Source organism: Dactylosporangium sp. CA-233914, from assembly GCF_050942935.1.
GTDB lineage: Bacteria > Actinomycetota > Actinomycetes > Mycobacteriales > Micromonosporaceae > Dactylosporangium.
This window is the reverse complement of sequence record NZ_CP192030.1, coordinates 9,875,067-9,889,809: the sequence shown is the minus strand read 5'-3', so window position 1 is coordinate 9,889,809 and position 14,743 is coordinate 9,875,067. Positions and strand designations below refer to the sequence as shown.

Annotated in this window: 15 protein-coding genes; all 15 read left to right on the top strand. The window is 65.1% G+C overall.

Annotation, left to right across the window (positions count from 1 at the left end):
* Positions 1-267 precede the first annotated feature (267 nt).
* Positions 268-1,347, top strand: coding sequence for an ABC transporter ATP-binding protein (locus ACQPY0_RS43735; RefSeq protein WP_432974732.1), 1,080 nt, complete (start codon positions 268-270; stop codon positions 1,345-1,347).
* 65 nt (positions 1,348-1,412) lie between these two features.
* Positions 1,413-3,128, top strand: a complete 1,716-nt coding sequence (locus ACQPY0_RS43730; protein ID WP_432974727.1) for an ABC transporter permease — start codon at positions 1,413-1,415, stop codon at positions 3,126-3,128.
* Positions 3,129-3,167: 39 nt separating this feature from the next.
* The gene (locus tag ACQPY0_RS43725; protein ID WP_432974725.1) at positions 3,168-4,277 is read left to right on the top strand and encodes an ABC transporter substrate-binding protein; all 1,110 of its coding nucleotides are present in this window, start codon (positions 3,168-3,170) and stop codon (positions 4,275-4,277) included.
* Between the two features lie 77 nt (positions 4,278-4,354).
* Complete coding sequence (locus ACQPY0_RS43720; protein ID WP_432974723.1) at positions 4,355-5,344, top strand: peptidyl-alpha-hydroxyglycine alpha-amidating lyase family protein; 990 nt, start codon at positions 4,355-4,357, stop codon at positions 5,342-5,344.
* Positions 5,341-6,198 carry an aldo/keto reductase gene (locus ACQPY0_RS43715; RefSeq protein WP_432974721.1) on the top strand — a complete coding sequence of 286 codons (858 nt, stop codon included), beginning with the start codon at positions 5,341-5,343 and terminating at the stop codon, positions 6,196-6,198. Before ACQPY0_RS43720 ends, ACQPY0_RS43715 begins: the two co-directional genes overlap by 4 nt.
* Before the next feature lie 76 nt (positions 6,199-6,274).
* Positions 6,275-7,177, top strand: coding sequence for an NAD(P)-dependent oxidoreductase (locus ACQPY0_RS43710; RefSeq protein WP_432974719.1), 903 nt, complete (start codon positions 6,275-6,277; stop codon positions 7,175-7,177).
* Between the two features lies 1 nt (position 7,178).
* A complete protein-coding gene (locus ACQPY0_RS43705; protein WP_432974717.1) occupies positions 7,179-7,466 on the top strand; it encodes a putative quinol monooxygenase in 288 nt (95 codons plus the stop codon).
* Between the two features lie 111 nt (positions 7,467-7,577).
* A complete protein-coding gene (locus ACQPY0_RS43700) occupies positions 7,578-8,492 on the top strand; it encodes a dihydrodipicolinate synthase family protein (protein ID WP_432974715.1) in 915 nt (304 codons plus the stop codon).
* Positions 8,489-9,277, top strand: a complete 789-nt coding sequence (locus ACQPY0_RS43695) for a LamB/YcsF family protein (RefSeq protein WP_432974713.1) — start codon at positions 8,489-8,491, stop codon at positions 9,275-9,277. The genes ACQPY0_RS43700 and ACQPY0_RS43695 overlap by 4 nt, the downstream gene beginning before the upstream one ends.
* Positions 9,274-9,984, top strand: coding sequence for a 5-oxoprolinase subunit B family protein (locus tag ACQPY0_RS43690; RefSeq protein ID WP_432974711.1), 711 nt, complete (start codon positions 9,274-9,276; stop codon positions 9,982-9,984). Before ACQPY0_RS43695 ends, ACQPY0_RS43690 begins: the two co-directional genes overlap by 4 nt.
* Positions 9,981-11,006, top strand: a complete 1,026-nt coding sequence (locus ACQPY0_RS43685) for a biotin-dependent carboxyltransferase family protein (RefSeq protein WP_432974709.1) — start codon at positions 9,981-9,983, stop codon at positions 11,004-11,006. The genes ACQPY0_RS43690 and ACQPY0_RS43685 overlap by 4 nt, the downstream gene beginning before the upstream one ends.
* A gap of 103 nt (positions 11,007-11,109) precedes the next feature.
* Positions 11,110-12,285 (top strand): pyridoxal phosphate-dependent aminotransferase, encoded by a 1,176-nt coding sequence (locus tag ACQPY0_RS43680; protein ID WP_432974707.1) that lies wholly within the window; start codon positions 11,110-11,112, stop codon positions 12,283-12,285.
* Entirely contained in the window at positions 12,282-12,902 is a 621-nt protein-coding gene (locus ACQPY0_RS43675; RefSeq protein ID WP_432974705.1) for an RraA family protein, read from the top strand. Before ACQPY0_RS43680 ends, ACQPY0_RS43675 begins: the two co-directional genes overlap by 4 nt.
* Entirely contained in the window at positions 12,899-13,756 is an 858-nt protein-coding gene (locus ACQPY0_RS43670; RefSeq protein WP_432974702.1) for a transketolase, read from the top strand. Before ACQPY0_RS43675 ends, ACQPY0_RS43670 begins: the two co-directional genes overlap by 4 nt.
* A gap of 24 nt (positions 13,757-13,780) precedes the next feature.
* A complete protein-coding gene (locus ACQPY0_RS43665; protein ID WP_432974700.1) occupies positions 13,781-14,743 on the top strand; it encodes a transketolase family protein in 963 nt (320 codons plus the stop codon).

Here is a 14,743-nt window from a genome sequence, read left to right as displayed (position 1 = left end):
ATCAGGCTGGTTCCAGGACGAGGATCGAGCGGCGAAGCATCGCCAGAAGCCCTGGCAAGCGCAGCAACAGCGCCGCGATGAGGGTGGCTCGGCAGTGCTGTGCGGACGACGGAGGCCGGTGTGATCCGATGCTTGACGCTGTCCAAAGCTAGCTGATAGCTTCGCCTCAATTAGTTGATCGACTGGTTCGACGAAGGCTGGGCGGCAGGGACGAACGGGCAAGTGGCACCGCGAAGGTGCGCACTCCACGAAGGCTGAGGACGGACATTGAAGGTTTCGATCGAGAACCTCGCGAAGAGCTTCGGGGAGAAGGATGCGGTCAACGACCTGACTCTTCACGTGAACGAGGGGGAGTTCCTCGTCGTGCTGGGGCCCAGCGGTTGCGGGAAGACGACGACCTTGCGACTGCTGGCCGGATTCGAGCGGCCGAGTTCGGGCAGGATTGTCGTCGGCGACACGACGGTCACCGACCCCGAGCACGGTGTGTTTGTGCCTCCGCAGAAGCGTGGTCTCGGAATGGTATTTCAGTCGTACGCGGTCTGGCCGCACATGACCGTTTTCGAGAACGTGGCCTATCCACTTCGAGTGCGCCGAGTGCCGATGAAGCAGATCCGGCTCAGTGTTCAGGGGATGCTCGAACTCGTCGGGCTGGGGGAGGAGTCGGCATCGCCGGCCACCGCGCTCAGTGGTGGACAGATGCAGCGCGTCGCCCTCGCACGAGCTCTCGTCGCCGATCCCTCGGTGCTGCTGCTCGATGAGCCGCTGAGCAATCTCGATCTCAAGATGCGCGAGCGTCTCCGCCATGAGCTCAAGCAGGTACAGCGGCGGACGGGGGTCACGAGCGTCTACGTCACGCACGATCAGTCGGAGGCGCTCGAGCTCGGGGACAAGATCGCCCTCATGAACGGGGGACGCCTGGAGCAGTTCGGTACGCCGGACGACCTGTGGCACGTACCCACATCGCGATTCGTCGCGGACTTCCTCGGCACGGCGAACATCGTGCCCGTCGTCGCACCGGATCGCCTGCGTGACAAGAAGGTCGTCACGGCCGAAGGAGCGACCATCGCTGTCCATGGCGGCGAGGTCGACGCGGATGGCAACGGGTATCTCGTCGTCCGCCCTGAGGCGGCCCGCCTCACCAGCGAGGCTCCTGTCTCGTCGTCCGACGGCAACGTGTGGCCGGTGAACGTCGTTGAGCGGACGCGCGTGGGAGGGGTCACCAACTCGCGTGTCGAGTGGGGTGGTCAGGCGGTCCGGGTGAGCGCGTTGTCCGATGCCACCCAGGCCGGCCCAGGAAAGGCGTACCTCTCCCTCGCGCGGAACGACGCGTGGGTGGTGAGCCGATGACGGCCATAGTCACACCTCCCCGGACCAAGGCACCGCATCGGGAGGTGTCACGGTCGAGCGGCGGTATGCGCTCCAAGCTCAGGACCTATCTCATCCCCGGCACCGTGCTCGCCGTGCTCATGGTGCTCATCGTCTTTCCCGTTGGCGTGCTGGTCCTCACGTCGTTCTTCGAGAAGCCGCCGACGGCGCTGCACTTCGATTTCGCGACCTTCACGTTCGGGAACTACGTCGACGTCGTTGGGGACACGCAGTTCTTGAGAGCCACGGCCACTACGCTGCTGAGCGCTGGTGGCGGAACGATCGGGGCGTTTCTCATCGGTAGCACCCAGGCCTGGCTCGTCGTCCGCACCGATCTGCCAGGGCGCAGAGTGCTGGGCGTCGCGGCGATCCTTCCGATGTTCTTGTCCCCGTTGGTCGGAGCGTTCGTCTGGGATCTGCTGGGCTCGCCCAACACCGGCATCATCAATCTCCTTCTGGAGAGCGTGAATCTGCCCAGGTTCTTCAACATCTACAACATTCCGGGAATCATCCTGGTCTTCTCCATCTACTACTCGCCCTACGTGTATCTCTTCGTCTCCACCGCTTTTCGGAACATGGATCCGAGCTTCGAGGAGGCCTCGCTGATCTCCGGGGCGTCGATGGCGCGGACGATGTGGTCGGTGACGTTGAGGCTCGCGTGGCCGGCGCTGCTCTCCTCGTGCTTGATGGTCTTCGTGCTGCTCATCCAGCTGTTCTCGGTTCCGGCCGTGCTCGGTCCGCCGGGAGGGCACACCTTCTTGGCGGTCAAGATCTGGGACAGTGTCAGCATCGCCCCGGCGCAGTACGGCCAGGGAGCGGCCATCGGCGTGTTCCTGCTCGTCATGACCGCCGGACTGGTTGCCGGACAGAACCGCGTGATGAAGGGCGTCAACTACACCACGGTCGGAGGAAAGTCCACGCAGCCGCGGCAGATGCGTCTCGGCTGGTCGAAGCCGCTGTGGATCGCGGTGGGCGTCCTCTACGTCCTCATCGCTGTCCTGCTTCCATACGGAACGCTCCTTCTTACCTCTTTTCGCCGCGGACTCTACTATCGAACCGTCGGGGAAATGCTGGATCCGGAGTCCTTGGGGCTGTATCACTACACGAAGATGTTCTCGGACCCTGGGGTGCAGAAGAGTCTGATGAACACGGCGTGGGTGGGCCTCGGCGCCATCGCCGTCGGACTCGTGATCTACTTCGCGGTCTCCTACATCGTGCAGCGAACAAAGCTGCCCGGGCGTCGCTGGCTTGATTACCTGGCCGTTCTCCCGATCGCGGTCCCCGGACTCGTCATGGGTCTCGGTTACCTCTGGTCGTGGATCACGTTGCCGGTCGGCGTATACGGGACGCTCTGGATCCTCATCCTCGCTTATGTCTCGCTCTTCGCCCCTCAGGGTGTGCGTATGATCTCCTCTTCTTTCGCACAGATACACCCTGAACTCGAGGAGTCCTCCCGGATAGCGGGAGCCTCGTTCTTCTACACCCTGCGGCGGGTCGTCGCACCGCTCAGCAGGCATGCGCTCCTGGCCGCCGGAGTCCTGATCCTGATCCTGTCCGTCCGCGAGCTCGCCATTCCGCTGTTCCTTTCCAACGCGAACACGGGTGTCCTCGCCATCACGCTCTTCAACTACTGGGATCGCGGTGCCATCGGACTCGTCGCGGCGCTCTCGGTGCTCCAGGCGGTGATCCTGCTCGTTCTCATGACCGCGTCCGAGATCCTCGAACGACGTCGGGCCAGACTCGGCGTACGCCCGAGGAAATAGCCGCTTTCATACCAGCAATACGACAAACGGAGGTAACAGTTGAAGTCAACAAAGGCGTTCGGCTTTGTTGTTTCTCTTGTCGCGATAGTGCTCGTGAGCGCCGGATGCGCGAGCGGGACGACATCGGGTGACTCCTCAGGCGTGAACGGCGAATCCGCGGGCACCGCCGATGGCGAGGTCTTCGCCTCGCCGGAGCTCATCGACCGTGCCTGCAAGGAGGGCGTCGTCTCCTACTACTCGTCGCAGAACCAGGAAGACGAGACGAACATTGTCGCGCCCTTCCGCAAGCGATTCCCCTGTCTCAAGGTCGAAGTCTTCGCGGCCGGCTCGGCGCAGGTCGCCGCGCGGATCGAGGCAGAGGCGCAGGCCGGGCAGCGCATCGTAGACGTCACGATGCTCACCTCCCCGGTGAGCTTTGACCTGCTCGCACAGAAGAATCTCTTGGCAAAGTGGACCCCGCCGTCGGCGAATCTGTATCCCGAAAAGGCCAAGGTCGAGGGTCAATGGTATGCCGGATCTGCATCGATCATGCAGATCATCTACAACAACAAGATCGTCCGAAAGGCGGATGCGCCCACCAGCTGGAAGGACGTGCTCGATCCGAAGTGGAAGGGCAAGATCGCCACCGCGACGCCGATGTCTGGCGGGGCGAACTGGAGCATGTGGTGGATGCTGCGTGGCCAGATCGGCGTTGATGACTACTGGGGGCAGATCAAGAAGCAGCAGCCCAAGCTCTACACGGGGCAGTCTTCTGTGGCCACGGGTGTGGAGCGAGGAGAGTTCCCGATCGCACTCGTCTGCGATCTCTGCGTCTACAACGCGATGGCCAACGACGGCGCTCCGCTGACCGCGGTGTATCCGGATGAGGGCGTCGCGTACGTGCCCTACGGCATCGGGATCCTCGCGAACGCCCCGCATCCGGCCGCGGCGGAACTGTTCGCCAACTGGTATCTCTCGAAGGAGGGACAGGCCTCGGTCGTCAAGACCCGCGGTGCTTACTCGGCCCGATCTGATGTCAAACCGGCTGAAGGCAAGCCCGCCATCGACAAGCTCAAGCTGATCAGCCCATCAATGGACGTCATGCGCAGTGAGCAAGAGCCGCTCATCACGGATTTCAAAGCCACGCTCGGCGAGGGCGTCGCAAAGTAGTTGACCATGTCCGGGCGGGTGGGCGTCGTTGTGGGGTATGCCCTCCGCCCGGCTGAACACCCTTGGAAAGGCGCGATATGAAAACGCTCTCGCACTTGAGTGAAGTCGTCGGATGGGAGAAGCCGTCGGCGGAGCACCCGCACACAAACGTCGCGGGGGTGGCGGTGGACGAACAGGACAGGGTGTTCCTGCTCACGCGATTCAATCCGGCAGTGCTCGTGTACGACACGGACGGGACGTTCGTCGATGCCTGGGGCGGCGAGTACTTCACCGAACGCTCGCACGGGCTGACGATCGACCGGGACGGAAACGTCTTCTGCGTCGACTCCGGTGATCACACCGTTCGGAAGTTCACCTCCGACGGGCGACTGCTGATGACGCTCGGCACTCGCGGGATCCCCTCGCGCACTGGATACCACCAGGAGAAGGGTGTCGAGACCATCACGCATGGCGGTGCGCCGTTCAACCGGCCGACCAACGTCGCTGTCGCACCGAACGGCGACCTCTACGTCTCGGACGGCTACGGCAACGCCCGGGTGCATCACTTCAGCGGCAGCGGCGCCCATATCCGCTCGTGGGGCGAACCGGGCTCCGGACCGGGGGAGTTCTATCTGCCTCACGGCATCGCAGTCGATGCACAGGGTCGTGTCCTGGTCGCCGACCGGGAGAGCGATCGCATCCAGGTGTTCGCCCCGACGGGCGAGTTTGTCGAGGAATGGCATTCCGTCCACCGGCCCACCGACATCCTTGTCCTTTCCGACGGGAACCTGCTGGTGTCCGAGCTGACCTGGTTCGAGGGCGAGACCTCCTACCGACGGGGGCGGATCGAGCGCGAGGAAGCTGGGCAGATCAGTCTGCTCGACCCCGACGGTGAGGTCTTGGATCGGATCACGGGCCTGAACGCCCCGCACAGTCTGGCGGTCGATTCCGCCGGGAGCATCTACGTCGGGGACGTGGCACGGACCTTCTTCGTCTTCCAGAACAAGCTGGACCGGATCGTTGCGGGAACCCCCGACATCATCAAGTACGCAGCGACGACACAGAGTGCTGCGGGTGCCGGGATGTGAGTGAGGTGACCAGCACGTCGAGGGACGGTTCGGAAAAGGTGCGGCTGCGCAGTGGCGCACTTATGCCCCGTGTCGGGTTCGGTACGTTCCGGATCGACGACAAGGATGCGGAAGGGATCGTGAGCGACGCCCTGGCGCAGGGATTTCGCTTGATCGACACCGCTCAGGGTTACGGAAACGAGCGCGGTGTCGGACGGGCCCTCGCCGCGAGCGCTCTGCCCCGGGCGCAGGTCTTCGTCACCACGAAGGTGTCCAACGACAATCACGGTCGCGTGGCGACGCGTTCCTCCGTGCTCGAAAGCATCGAGCGAGTGGGGAGCGACTACCTGGATCTCGTGCTCATCCACTGGCCGCTTCCGCACCTCGGCCTTGCGGTTGAGACTTGGGAGGAGCTGTCGCGGCTGCGGCAGGACGGGCTGATCCGGGACATCGGATTGTCGAACTTCACGGGAAGGCACCTCGATCCGATCCTCGCCACCGGGATCGAGCCTCCGGCGGTGCATCAGATCGAGGCGCATCCCTTCTTCCCGCAGCCGGACGCGCAAGCGGTCAATGAGGCGAATGCGATCGTCACCCAGTCGTGGAGCGCTCTGGCACAGGGCAACGGGCTTCTCGAATCAGTGCCGATCGTTCACACCGCGCGGGAGGTCGGCGTCTCGCCCGCACAGATCGTGCTGCGCTGGCACATCCAGCGAGGCCTCGCTCCTTTGGTCAAGACGCGCTCGCCGGAGCGGATGCGACTCAACCTCGATGTGTTCAGGTTCGATCTGTCAGACGACCAGATGCGCCGCATCGCCACGCTGGATCGTGCGCAGCGCGTCGGGCCTGATCCCGATCTGTTCGGGAGCGGATGACGGACGCGACAAGGGATCTGCACGGCACAGACAAGGCCGGACGACGCTCGAGCGATATACAAAGGCAGGGGAGAAGATGACGACGGTCGCTTTCATCGGGATCGGGACGATGGGATTCCCCATGGCGACGAACATGCTCGCGGCCGGGTTCGCGGTTCGCGGATACTCCCGCACCGGTGCGACGCGGGAACGGTTCGCCAAGTCAGGGGGACTCGCCGCGGCATCGGTGCGCGAGGCGGTCCAGGGCGCTGACATCGTGTGCTTGATGCTGCCCGATTCCCCCGACGTGGAGCAGGTCATGACGGTTCCGGATGGCGTGCTCGGCGCTGCCGCACCGGGCACTCTCGTCGTCGACTTCTCGACGGTGACGCCCGCATGCTCCATGAGTATGGCGGAGGCCTCGCAGACGGCGGGGTGCCGGTACATCGACGCTCCGGTGTCGGGTGGTGAGGCGGGTGCCATCGACGGCACGCTCTCGGTGATGGTCGGCGGCGACGAAGCCGACGTGGAGCGAGCACGCCCGGTGATCGAGGCCGTGAGCGCCGCGATGCGTCGGGTTGGGGGCGTCGGCAGCGGGCAGGCCGTGAAAGCCGCCAATCAACTGCTCGTAGCCGGACAACTTGTGCTCGTGGCGGAGGCACTGCAGCTTTTGCGCTCGTTCCCGCTCGACATCGACGCCGCACTCGACGTGCTTCGCAAGGGGCTTGCCGGCAGTACGGTCCTGGACCGCAAAGCCATGAGCATGCTGGCCGGCGACACCCGCCCCGGCTTCCGTAGCGAACTGCATCACAAGGACCTCGGGATCGTTGCTGGTCTCGCTCGAGAGAACGGCGTGGCCACTCCCGTGACGGCGGTGGTCGCGCAGCTGATGAGCGCGCTGGTGGCTACCGGCCGCGGGGCTCTGGATCATTCCGCAGTGTCGCTGCTCATCGGTGAACTGTCGCGTCCGAACCACGTATCGCTGCGAGAGGAGCAGTGAGATGAGCGTTGTCGTTGTCGCGGAGTGGACGGCGAAGACGGGCGAAGAGGCACGCGTTCGCGCCGCGTTGGACAAGCTGGCCGAAGCCAGCCGCTCAGAAGAGGGCAACATCGACTACCGGGTGTTCGACTCGGTGGACAGACACGGCGCCTACCTGATCCTTGAGGAGTACGTCGATGAAGAGGCACTGAAGGTCCATCGTGCGAGCGAGCACTTTTCTCGAATAGCGCAGCCGATCATCGAGGCGGCTCTTGAGTCGCGGCGCGCCCGGTCCCTGCACCCAGCATGACCGTTGAGGGCCCGGCACTGAGTCATCGTTGCGAACGTCGGCGGAGCAGGTGATCCGCGATCAGAACGCGCATCGCAACGGTCGAGGGAACAGCGAGAAGAGGAACAGACCTTGAGTAACCAGAAGTTCGCCGGCGTCGGCACGGCGCTGATCACCCCGCTGACTGCTGACGGAGAACTCGATCACGCGGCGCTCGGGAAGCTCGTCGCCCGCGTCGGCGAGGGCGGTGCCGACTATCTCGTGTGCGGAGGCACGAGCGGGGAAGGGCCGTTCGTGCGGCGACGGGTCCGGCACGAGATGATTGCCTCCGTCGTCGAGTTCGTGGCGGGCGAGCGTCCGGTTGTGGCTGGAGTCATCACCGACTCGCTGGAGACCGCGCGCGGGGAACTGGGGGCTCTGGGCGACAGCGGCATCGATGGCGTCATGGTTACCCCGCCCTATTACTATCCGCTCGATGACGACCAGCTGCTGACGTATTACAAGGAGGTAGCGGCGGCCAGTCCGGTCCCCGTCATCCTGTACAACATCCCCGCCTATGCGCGGAACGCCCTGTCGCCGGCACTGGTGTCGAGGCTGACCGAGATCGAGCGGATCGTGGCGGTCAAGGACAGTGGTGCACGCGACTTCGGGCTGCATGCGGAACTGATCCGCGCCGCCCGCCATCGCGCGGACTTCGCCGTGTTGATCGGCCTGGACAAGCTGCTGCTCCCTTCGTTGGTGATGGGCGGACACGGTCTGATCTCTCCCAGCGGCAACGTCTTTCCCGATCTCGCGCCCTCGGTGCTCGCGGCCTACCGAGACGGTGACCTCGCTGCGGCGAGGCGCCAGCAGGAGACGCTCGTAGCCGCGATCAACTCCGTCGAGGTCGGCCGGTTCCCCGGATGGTGGAAGGCCGCCGTCCAGGGGAGCGGAATCGGCTCTGCCGTCGCCTCGCCGCTCGCACCGCAGCCGGCGGCCGGTGACGCCGTCGCCATCTCGTGCCGCATGGAGTCGGCGCTTCGCGCCGGCGCCGAGACACAACGATGACGGCCCATGTAGACCTCGTCGCCGACGTCGGTGAGGGCTTCGGTGCCTATCGCATGGCCGACGACGCCGGGCTGCTCGACCTGGTCACGTCCGCGAACATCGCCTGCGGCTTTCATGCCGGTGACCCGGTAATCATGGATCAGACCGTGCGAGCATGTCACGAGCGTGGTGTCGCCGTCGGAGCACACCCCGGTTTCCATGACCTTGCCGGGTTCGGGCGTCGCGCCGTGGAACTGAGCGCCGCAGAGATTCGCGCTGAGACGCTGTATCAGCTTGGCGCGCTTGACGGCTTCGCGCGCGCCCACGGCACGAGGCTGCGGCATGTCACGCCACACGGGCGGCTGGGCAACCTCTGCGTGACGGATGCGGCTTACGCGAATGGTGTTCTCGACGCCGTGGAGGCATTTGATCCGACCCTGCCGGTTGTCACGCAGAGCGGCGAGCTCTCGCGCCTGGCTCGTGAGCGTGGGTTCCCCGTCGCGATCACCTGTATCGCGGACAGGGCATACAACGCTGACGGCTCACTTGTCGACCGTCGACGCGAGGGCGCCGTCATCCACGACGCGAACGCCATGGTGGAACGGGTCCTCCGGATGGTCATCGATCGCACGGTCGTCACCATCGATGGCGTGGAGGTCGAAATGGACTTCGACACCGTGCTCATCCACGGCGACAATCCTGCCTCCCTTGGCCTCGCTCGCCGCATTCGTGACGAGCTGATCGCCCAGGGAGTGACGCTGGCGCCCCTCGCCACCGTCCTCGCGGCGAGGGGCGAGGGGCCGTGAGCACCCGAGAAAGCGGTCTCCATGTTCAGCCATACGGGGACTCCGCACTGCTGGTGCGCTGTCTGGACGGCACGGCTGAGCGGACGTGGACGACACTGCAGCTGCTGAGCGTACGGATGCGGGCGGCTGCGCTGAACGGAGTGGAGAGCGTCGTCGCGACGTTCGACACGATGCTCGTGGAGTTCGACCCGCTTCGAACGGACGTGCCCGGACTGCAACGATGGCTTTACGAACACGTACCCGAGGGCGATCTCCGTGTCGGTGCGGGGCGTGTGTTCCGGATCCCGGTGGCCTACGGCGGCGACTTCGGGCCGGATCTGCCCGCCGTCGCCGACGAGCTCGGACTGAGCGTCGGCGAGGTTGTGGAGATGCATTCGTCGACGCGATGGCGGGTGGCATTCAATGGTGCACCCGCAGGAGCACCGCTGCATGACGGTTCCCCGTTCGGTCAGGCGATCCGCCGGATGCCACAGCCACGGGTCCGTATTTCTGCCGGCACGGTCGCGCTCGCCGGTCATCAGGGGACGATCTACACGGTGGTGGCTCCGGGCGGATGGCGGCTCATCGGGCGCACACCGCTGCGCATCGTTGATAAGAGTGTCGCCGGCTTCGTCGCTGTCCAGCCAGGCGACACGCTGTTGTTCGCGCCGGTCAGCGACCGGGAGTTCGCGGCGATCAAACCTCGATTCATCGGGGAGCCGTCGTGACAGCGACGTTGAGGGTAATCAAAGGCGGTTGGGCCGCAGTGACCGATCTGGGGCGATACGGTCACACCCACATCGGCATTCAGAGCAACGGAGCTGTCGATCAACTGGCCGCACGCACGGCGAACATCCTCGTCGGCAATGCCGACGGCGCTCCGGTGATCGAGAACCTCATGCTCGGCGAGTTCGAGTTTGAGACCACGGCCACGGTGCTGCTCGCGGTGACGGGGTCTGGAGCGTTGACGATCGATGGTTCGGACTCGCCGATGTACGCGCCGTTGGTGACCTGGCCCGGGGCACAGGTACGCCTGGTACCGCTAAACACAGGTCTGCGAGCCTACGTCGCCGTTCGCGGCATCATGCGAGGTGAATGCTTCCTCGGAAGCCTGGCCACGGACCCGATTGTCGGGGTAGGGCAGATGCTGAGTGGCGGCGACGAGGTGAGTGTGGACGATCCACACGTACCCGAGACGCCGTTCCTGCCGTTGTTCCGCCCGGCTGTCATCCCGCCGCGCTACTCGAACGATCCGACCCTGGACATCATGCCGGGGCCGGAGGCGGAGGAGTTCCCCGAACTCTTCGACGAGTTGGGGGATCTGGTTCTGGAGGTCGGGGCACGCAGCGACCACGTGGGAGTGCGACTGGAGGGGCGGGAGTTCACGAGGACAAGCAGTTCGGAGATTCTCTCCCGGGGTGTGCCCATGGGAGCGGTAGAGGTGCCACCGACAGGTGGGGCGATCGTGCTGCTGAGAGGACGCCCGATCACCGCCGGCTATCCGGTCGTTGCCGTCGTGACACGGGCGTGCCATGCGCTGCTGGGACAGCTGCGACCTGGAGACCGCGTGCGGCTCCGAACGGTTCCGGCCTCAGAAGCACTCAGGTCGCTGACCGCGCAGGAGAGCCAGCTGAATGAGCTTCGCACCCGATGCCAAACCATGTATCAGTCCTGTCAGCGCATTCCGATGGCCGCGGCGTGCCGCAGCGTCGTCAACCAGGACGACGGAGCCAAGTGGCCGGCCGGATGATGCCGCAGAAGACTAGCGATCGATCACCACGAGTCGATGAGATGTGCCTTCATATGCGGACACATTCCGCTCGATCCACAGGGGACGCAACACGGTGACACAGATGATGAGATCCAAGACGGCGGTGGTCAAACGCATCCTCACCGCTTCCCGCAGGCCGGCGACCCTCGGACTTACGCCAGCGGGTGCGGTGTCGTTGTCGATGGGAGAGCCTGACGCGGACACCGCCGTGCCGATCGTCGATGCCGCGATCGAGGCCATGCGCACCGGTCGCACCCACTATGCGCCGCTGTCCGGCGAGCCGCTGCTCCGCGAGGAACTGGCCGCGTGGTTTGCGCGGAGAACCGGTCGTCCCACTGCCGCAGAGGAGACCGTGCTCACCCACGGTGCCAGTGCGGGTCTCGCTGCTCTCACGCTCGCCTTGGTCAACGCGGGAGACGTCGTGCTCACCCCCGAGCCTACGTATTCCCTCTACACGGATCATCTCGCGATGGTCGGCGCCGAGAACGTATGGGTGCCGAACAGGCCTGATCAGCGCCTCGACCTGGACCGGATCGCCGAGCTCGCACCCACCGCGCGCGTGCTCGTGCTGTGCAACCCGTCGAACCCGACCGGTCAGGTGCTCACCGGCGCGGAACTGCGGACCATCGGTGACATCCTCGAGGCCAACCCGGACCTCATTCTGGTATCCGATGAGGCATACAGCGAGATCGTCTTCGACGGTGAGGCGTTCGTATCGGCGGCGACGTTGGAATCAGTCAGAGAGCGCGTCGTGATCGTGGGCACCTTCTCCAAGGCGTTCGCGATGACCGGCTGGCGACTCGGCTACGTTGTTGCGGCACCCGATGTCGCGTCAAGCATCGACCTGGTGCATCGGACGGTCAACGGCGCGCTCAACACGTTCGTGCAGGACGCGGCGCGGGAGGCATTGCGCACTCCCGAAGCGGTGCTGCGCGCGGCGGCCGATTCCTACGAGCATCGTCGTGACATCGTCATGAAGCACCTGTCGGCGATCAGCGGGGTGAGCGTCGCTCGGCCGAGCGGAGCGTTCTATGCATTCCCCCGAATAGATGCCGCGCACACTTCGCAGGAGCTCGTCGAGCGCTTCGCGGCCGGTGGTGTCATCGTCCGCGCCGGGTCCGAGTACGGCCCGTCCGGCGAGGGGCACGTACGAATCTCCTTCGCGACGGACGAGGAGACGCTGATCGACGGACTCCGGCGGTTCGCCCGTGTCGTCCAGGAGATCCACGAGGAAGAGAACAAGGAGCATGAGCGATGAGCATCATCGATGGACGAATGCAGCGTCTGGCGGAGCTCGGGGCGGCGACCGTATACGAGGCACAGGGGCAGAAAGGCGCCATCGATCCCGGGATCAAGCCGCTCGATCCCGGGACCGCGGTCGCCGGACCCGCGGTGACGGTGCGCCTCGAACCGGCGGACAACTGGTTCATCCATGTGGCGCTTCTTGAAGCGGGCCCCGGTGACATCCTCGTCGTCGATGCGGGGGGCTATTTGGGCGCCGGCCCATGGGGCGACGTGCTCACCCTTGCCGCGCAGGAACGGGGACTCGCCGGGCTGGTCATCGACGGGGCGGTCCGAGACGGCCGAGCCATCGTCGCATCGGGGTTCCCGGTCTTCGCCCGAGGTCTGTGCATCCGGCGCACCACCAAAGTGCAGCGGGGCGAGATCGGTGTTCCGGTGAGCATCGGCGGTGTCACTGTCAGCCCCGGCGATGTGCTCGTGGGCGACGCCGACGGGCTGGCTCTCGTCGCGGCCGACGAGATCGATCGTTCGCTGGCCCTCGCTGAGCAACGCGAAGCCACGGAGGACGGGATGCGGCAGAGCATCAGAGAGGGCGCCGCCACCATCGATCTGCTCGGGTTGCCGCGGCCATGAACGATACGACGGAAGCTGTGCGAGAGATCGAACGTATTGAGGGTCTTGCCCGAGAGATCCGTCTCTCGATCGTCACGATGCTCGAACAGGCGGGTAGTGGGCACAGCGCCGGGCCGCTCGGGATGGCCGACCTGATGGCGGTGCTGTACGGCAGCGTATTGCGTCATCGTCCGGAGGACCCGGGGTGGGCGGACCGCGACATATTCATGCTGAGCAACGGACACACCGCTCCCGTCTTGTACGCCGCGATGGCGCACACCGGCTACTTCCCGTTGGAAGAGCTCCTGACGCTGCGGCGCTGGGGCACGCGACTGCAAGGTCACCCGGAACGGCGTCTGCTTGCGGGTTTGGAGAGCACCAGCGGGCCCCTCGGCAGCGGGCTGTCGCAGGCGGCCGGATATGCGCACGTCGTTCAGCATCTGGACCAGCACCCTGACCGACGCGTCTACGTGATGATGGGGGATGGCGAGCTGAATGAGGGCAACATCTGGGAGGCGGCGATGTACGCCGCGAAGTACCGACTCCATCAGCTGATCGGCATCGTGGACCGGAACTTCATCCAGATCGACGGCGACACCGAGGACGTCATGCCACTCGGCGATCTCGCCGGAAAATGGCGTGCTTTCGGATGGCACGTCGTCGAGGTTGACGGCCACGACGTGCCTGCCATCATGCAGGCAATCGAAGCTTGTAAGGCCGAGGGCGGGCGTCCGTCGGTGATCCTTGCGCACACGGTGCCGGGTAAGGGGGTTCCGTTCATGGAGGGCGACCACACCTGGCACGGACGGGTTCCCGATGCCGCGCAGGCCAACATCGCTCGCGAGGCGATCACCGCGGGCAGACGGGAGCCATGACCAATGTCGGTATACACGGGCTACGTGACCGAGCCGATTCGCGCCGGTTTCGGGCGGGGTTTGGTAGTTGCCGGCGAGCGTGACGAGCGCGTCGTCGCGCTCTGCGCGGATTTGGCTGAAAGCACACAGATGCACTTGTTCCGGGACCGGTTCCCGGAACGGTTCGTTGAAGTCGGGGTAGCTGAACAGAACCTAGTGACCGTCGCGGCGGGCATGGCGGCGGCCGGCCGTATCCCGTTCACCAGCAGTTATGCGGCCTTCAGTCCGGGGCGCAACTGGGAGCAGATCAAGACGACGGCGGCGCTGAACGACCAGCCCGTGAAGGTGGTCGGATCCCACGCTGGATTGAACGTCGGCCCTGATGGGGCGACTCATCAGATGCTCGAGGACATTGCACTGATGAGGGTCATGCCCAACATGGTTGTCGTTGCGCCGGCGGACAGTTTGGAGGCGGAGAAGGCGACGATAGCCCTGGCCGCGGATTCACGGCCGGCGTATCTGCGGCTGGCCCGAGATGCCACTCCTGTGTTCACGACCAGGGATGATCCTTTCGAACTCGGAAGGGCGCGGGTCCTTCGGACCGGCAAAGACGTGACACTCGTCGGGACGGGGACGATGACCTGGCATCTGATGATGGCCGCAGCCGCGCTGGCGGAGCGGGGCATCGACGCGGAGGTCATCCACTTCGCGACAGTGAAACCGCTCGACAGTGCCACCTTGCTCGAAAGCGCAGCAAAGACCGGTTACGTGGTGGCTGCCGAGGAGGCTCAGATCGCCGGCGGCTTCGGTGGAGCCGTTGCGGAGACCCTCTCCGAGCACCTCCCCACTCGGCTCATGCGTCTCGGCGTGCGTGATCGATTTGGAGAATCGGGTTCCCCCAGCGAGGTACTCCAGCGATTCAATCTGACCGCGCCGCAGCTTGTCGATCCGATTGCGCAGGCACTGCAGCGTGCCACCACCACCGGTGCAAAGGGTGAGGAAGGCTGA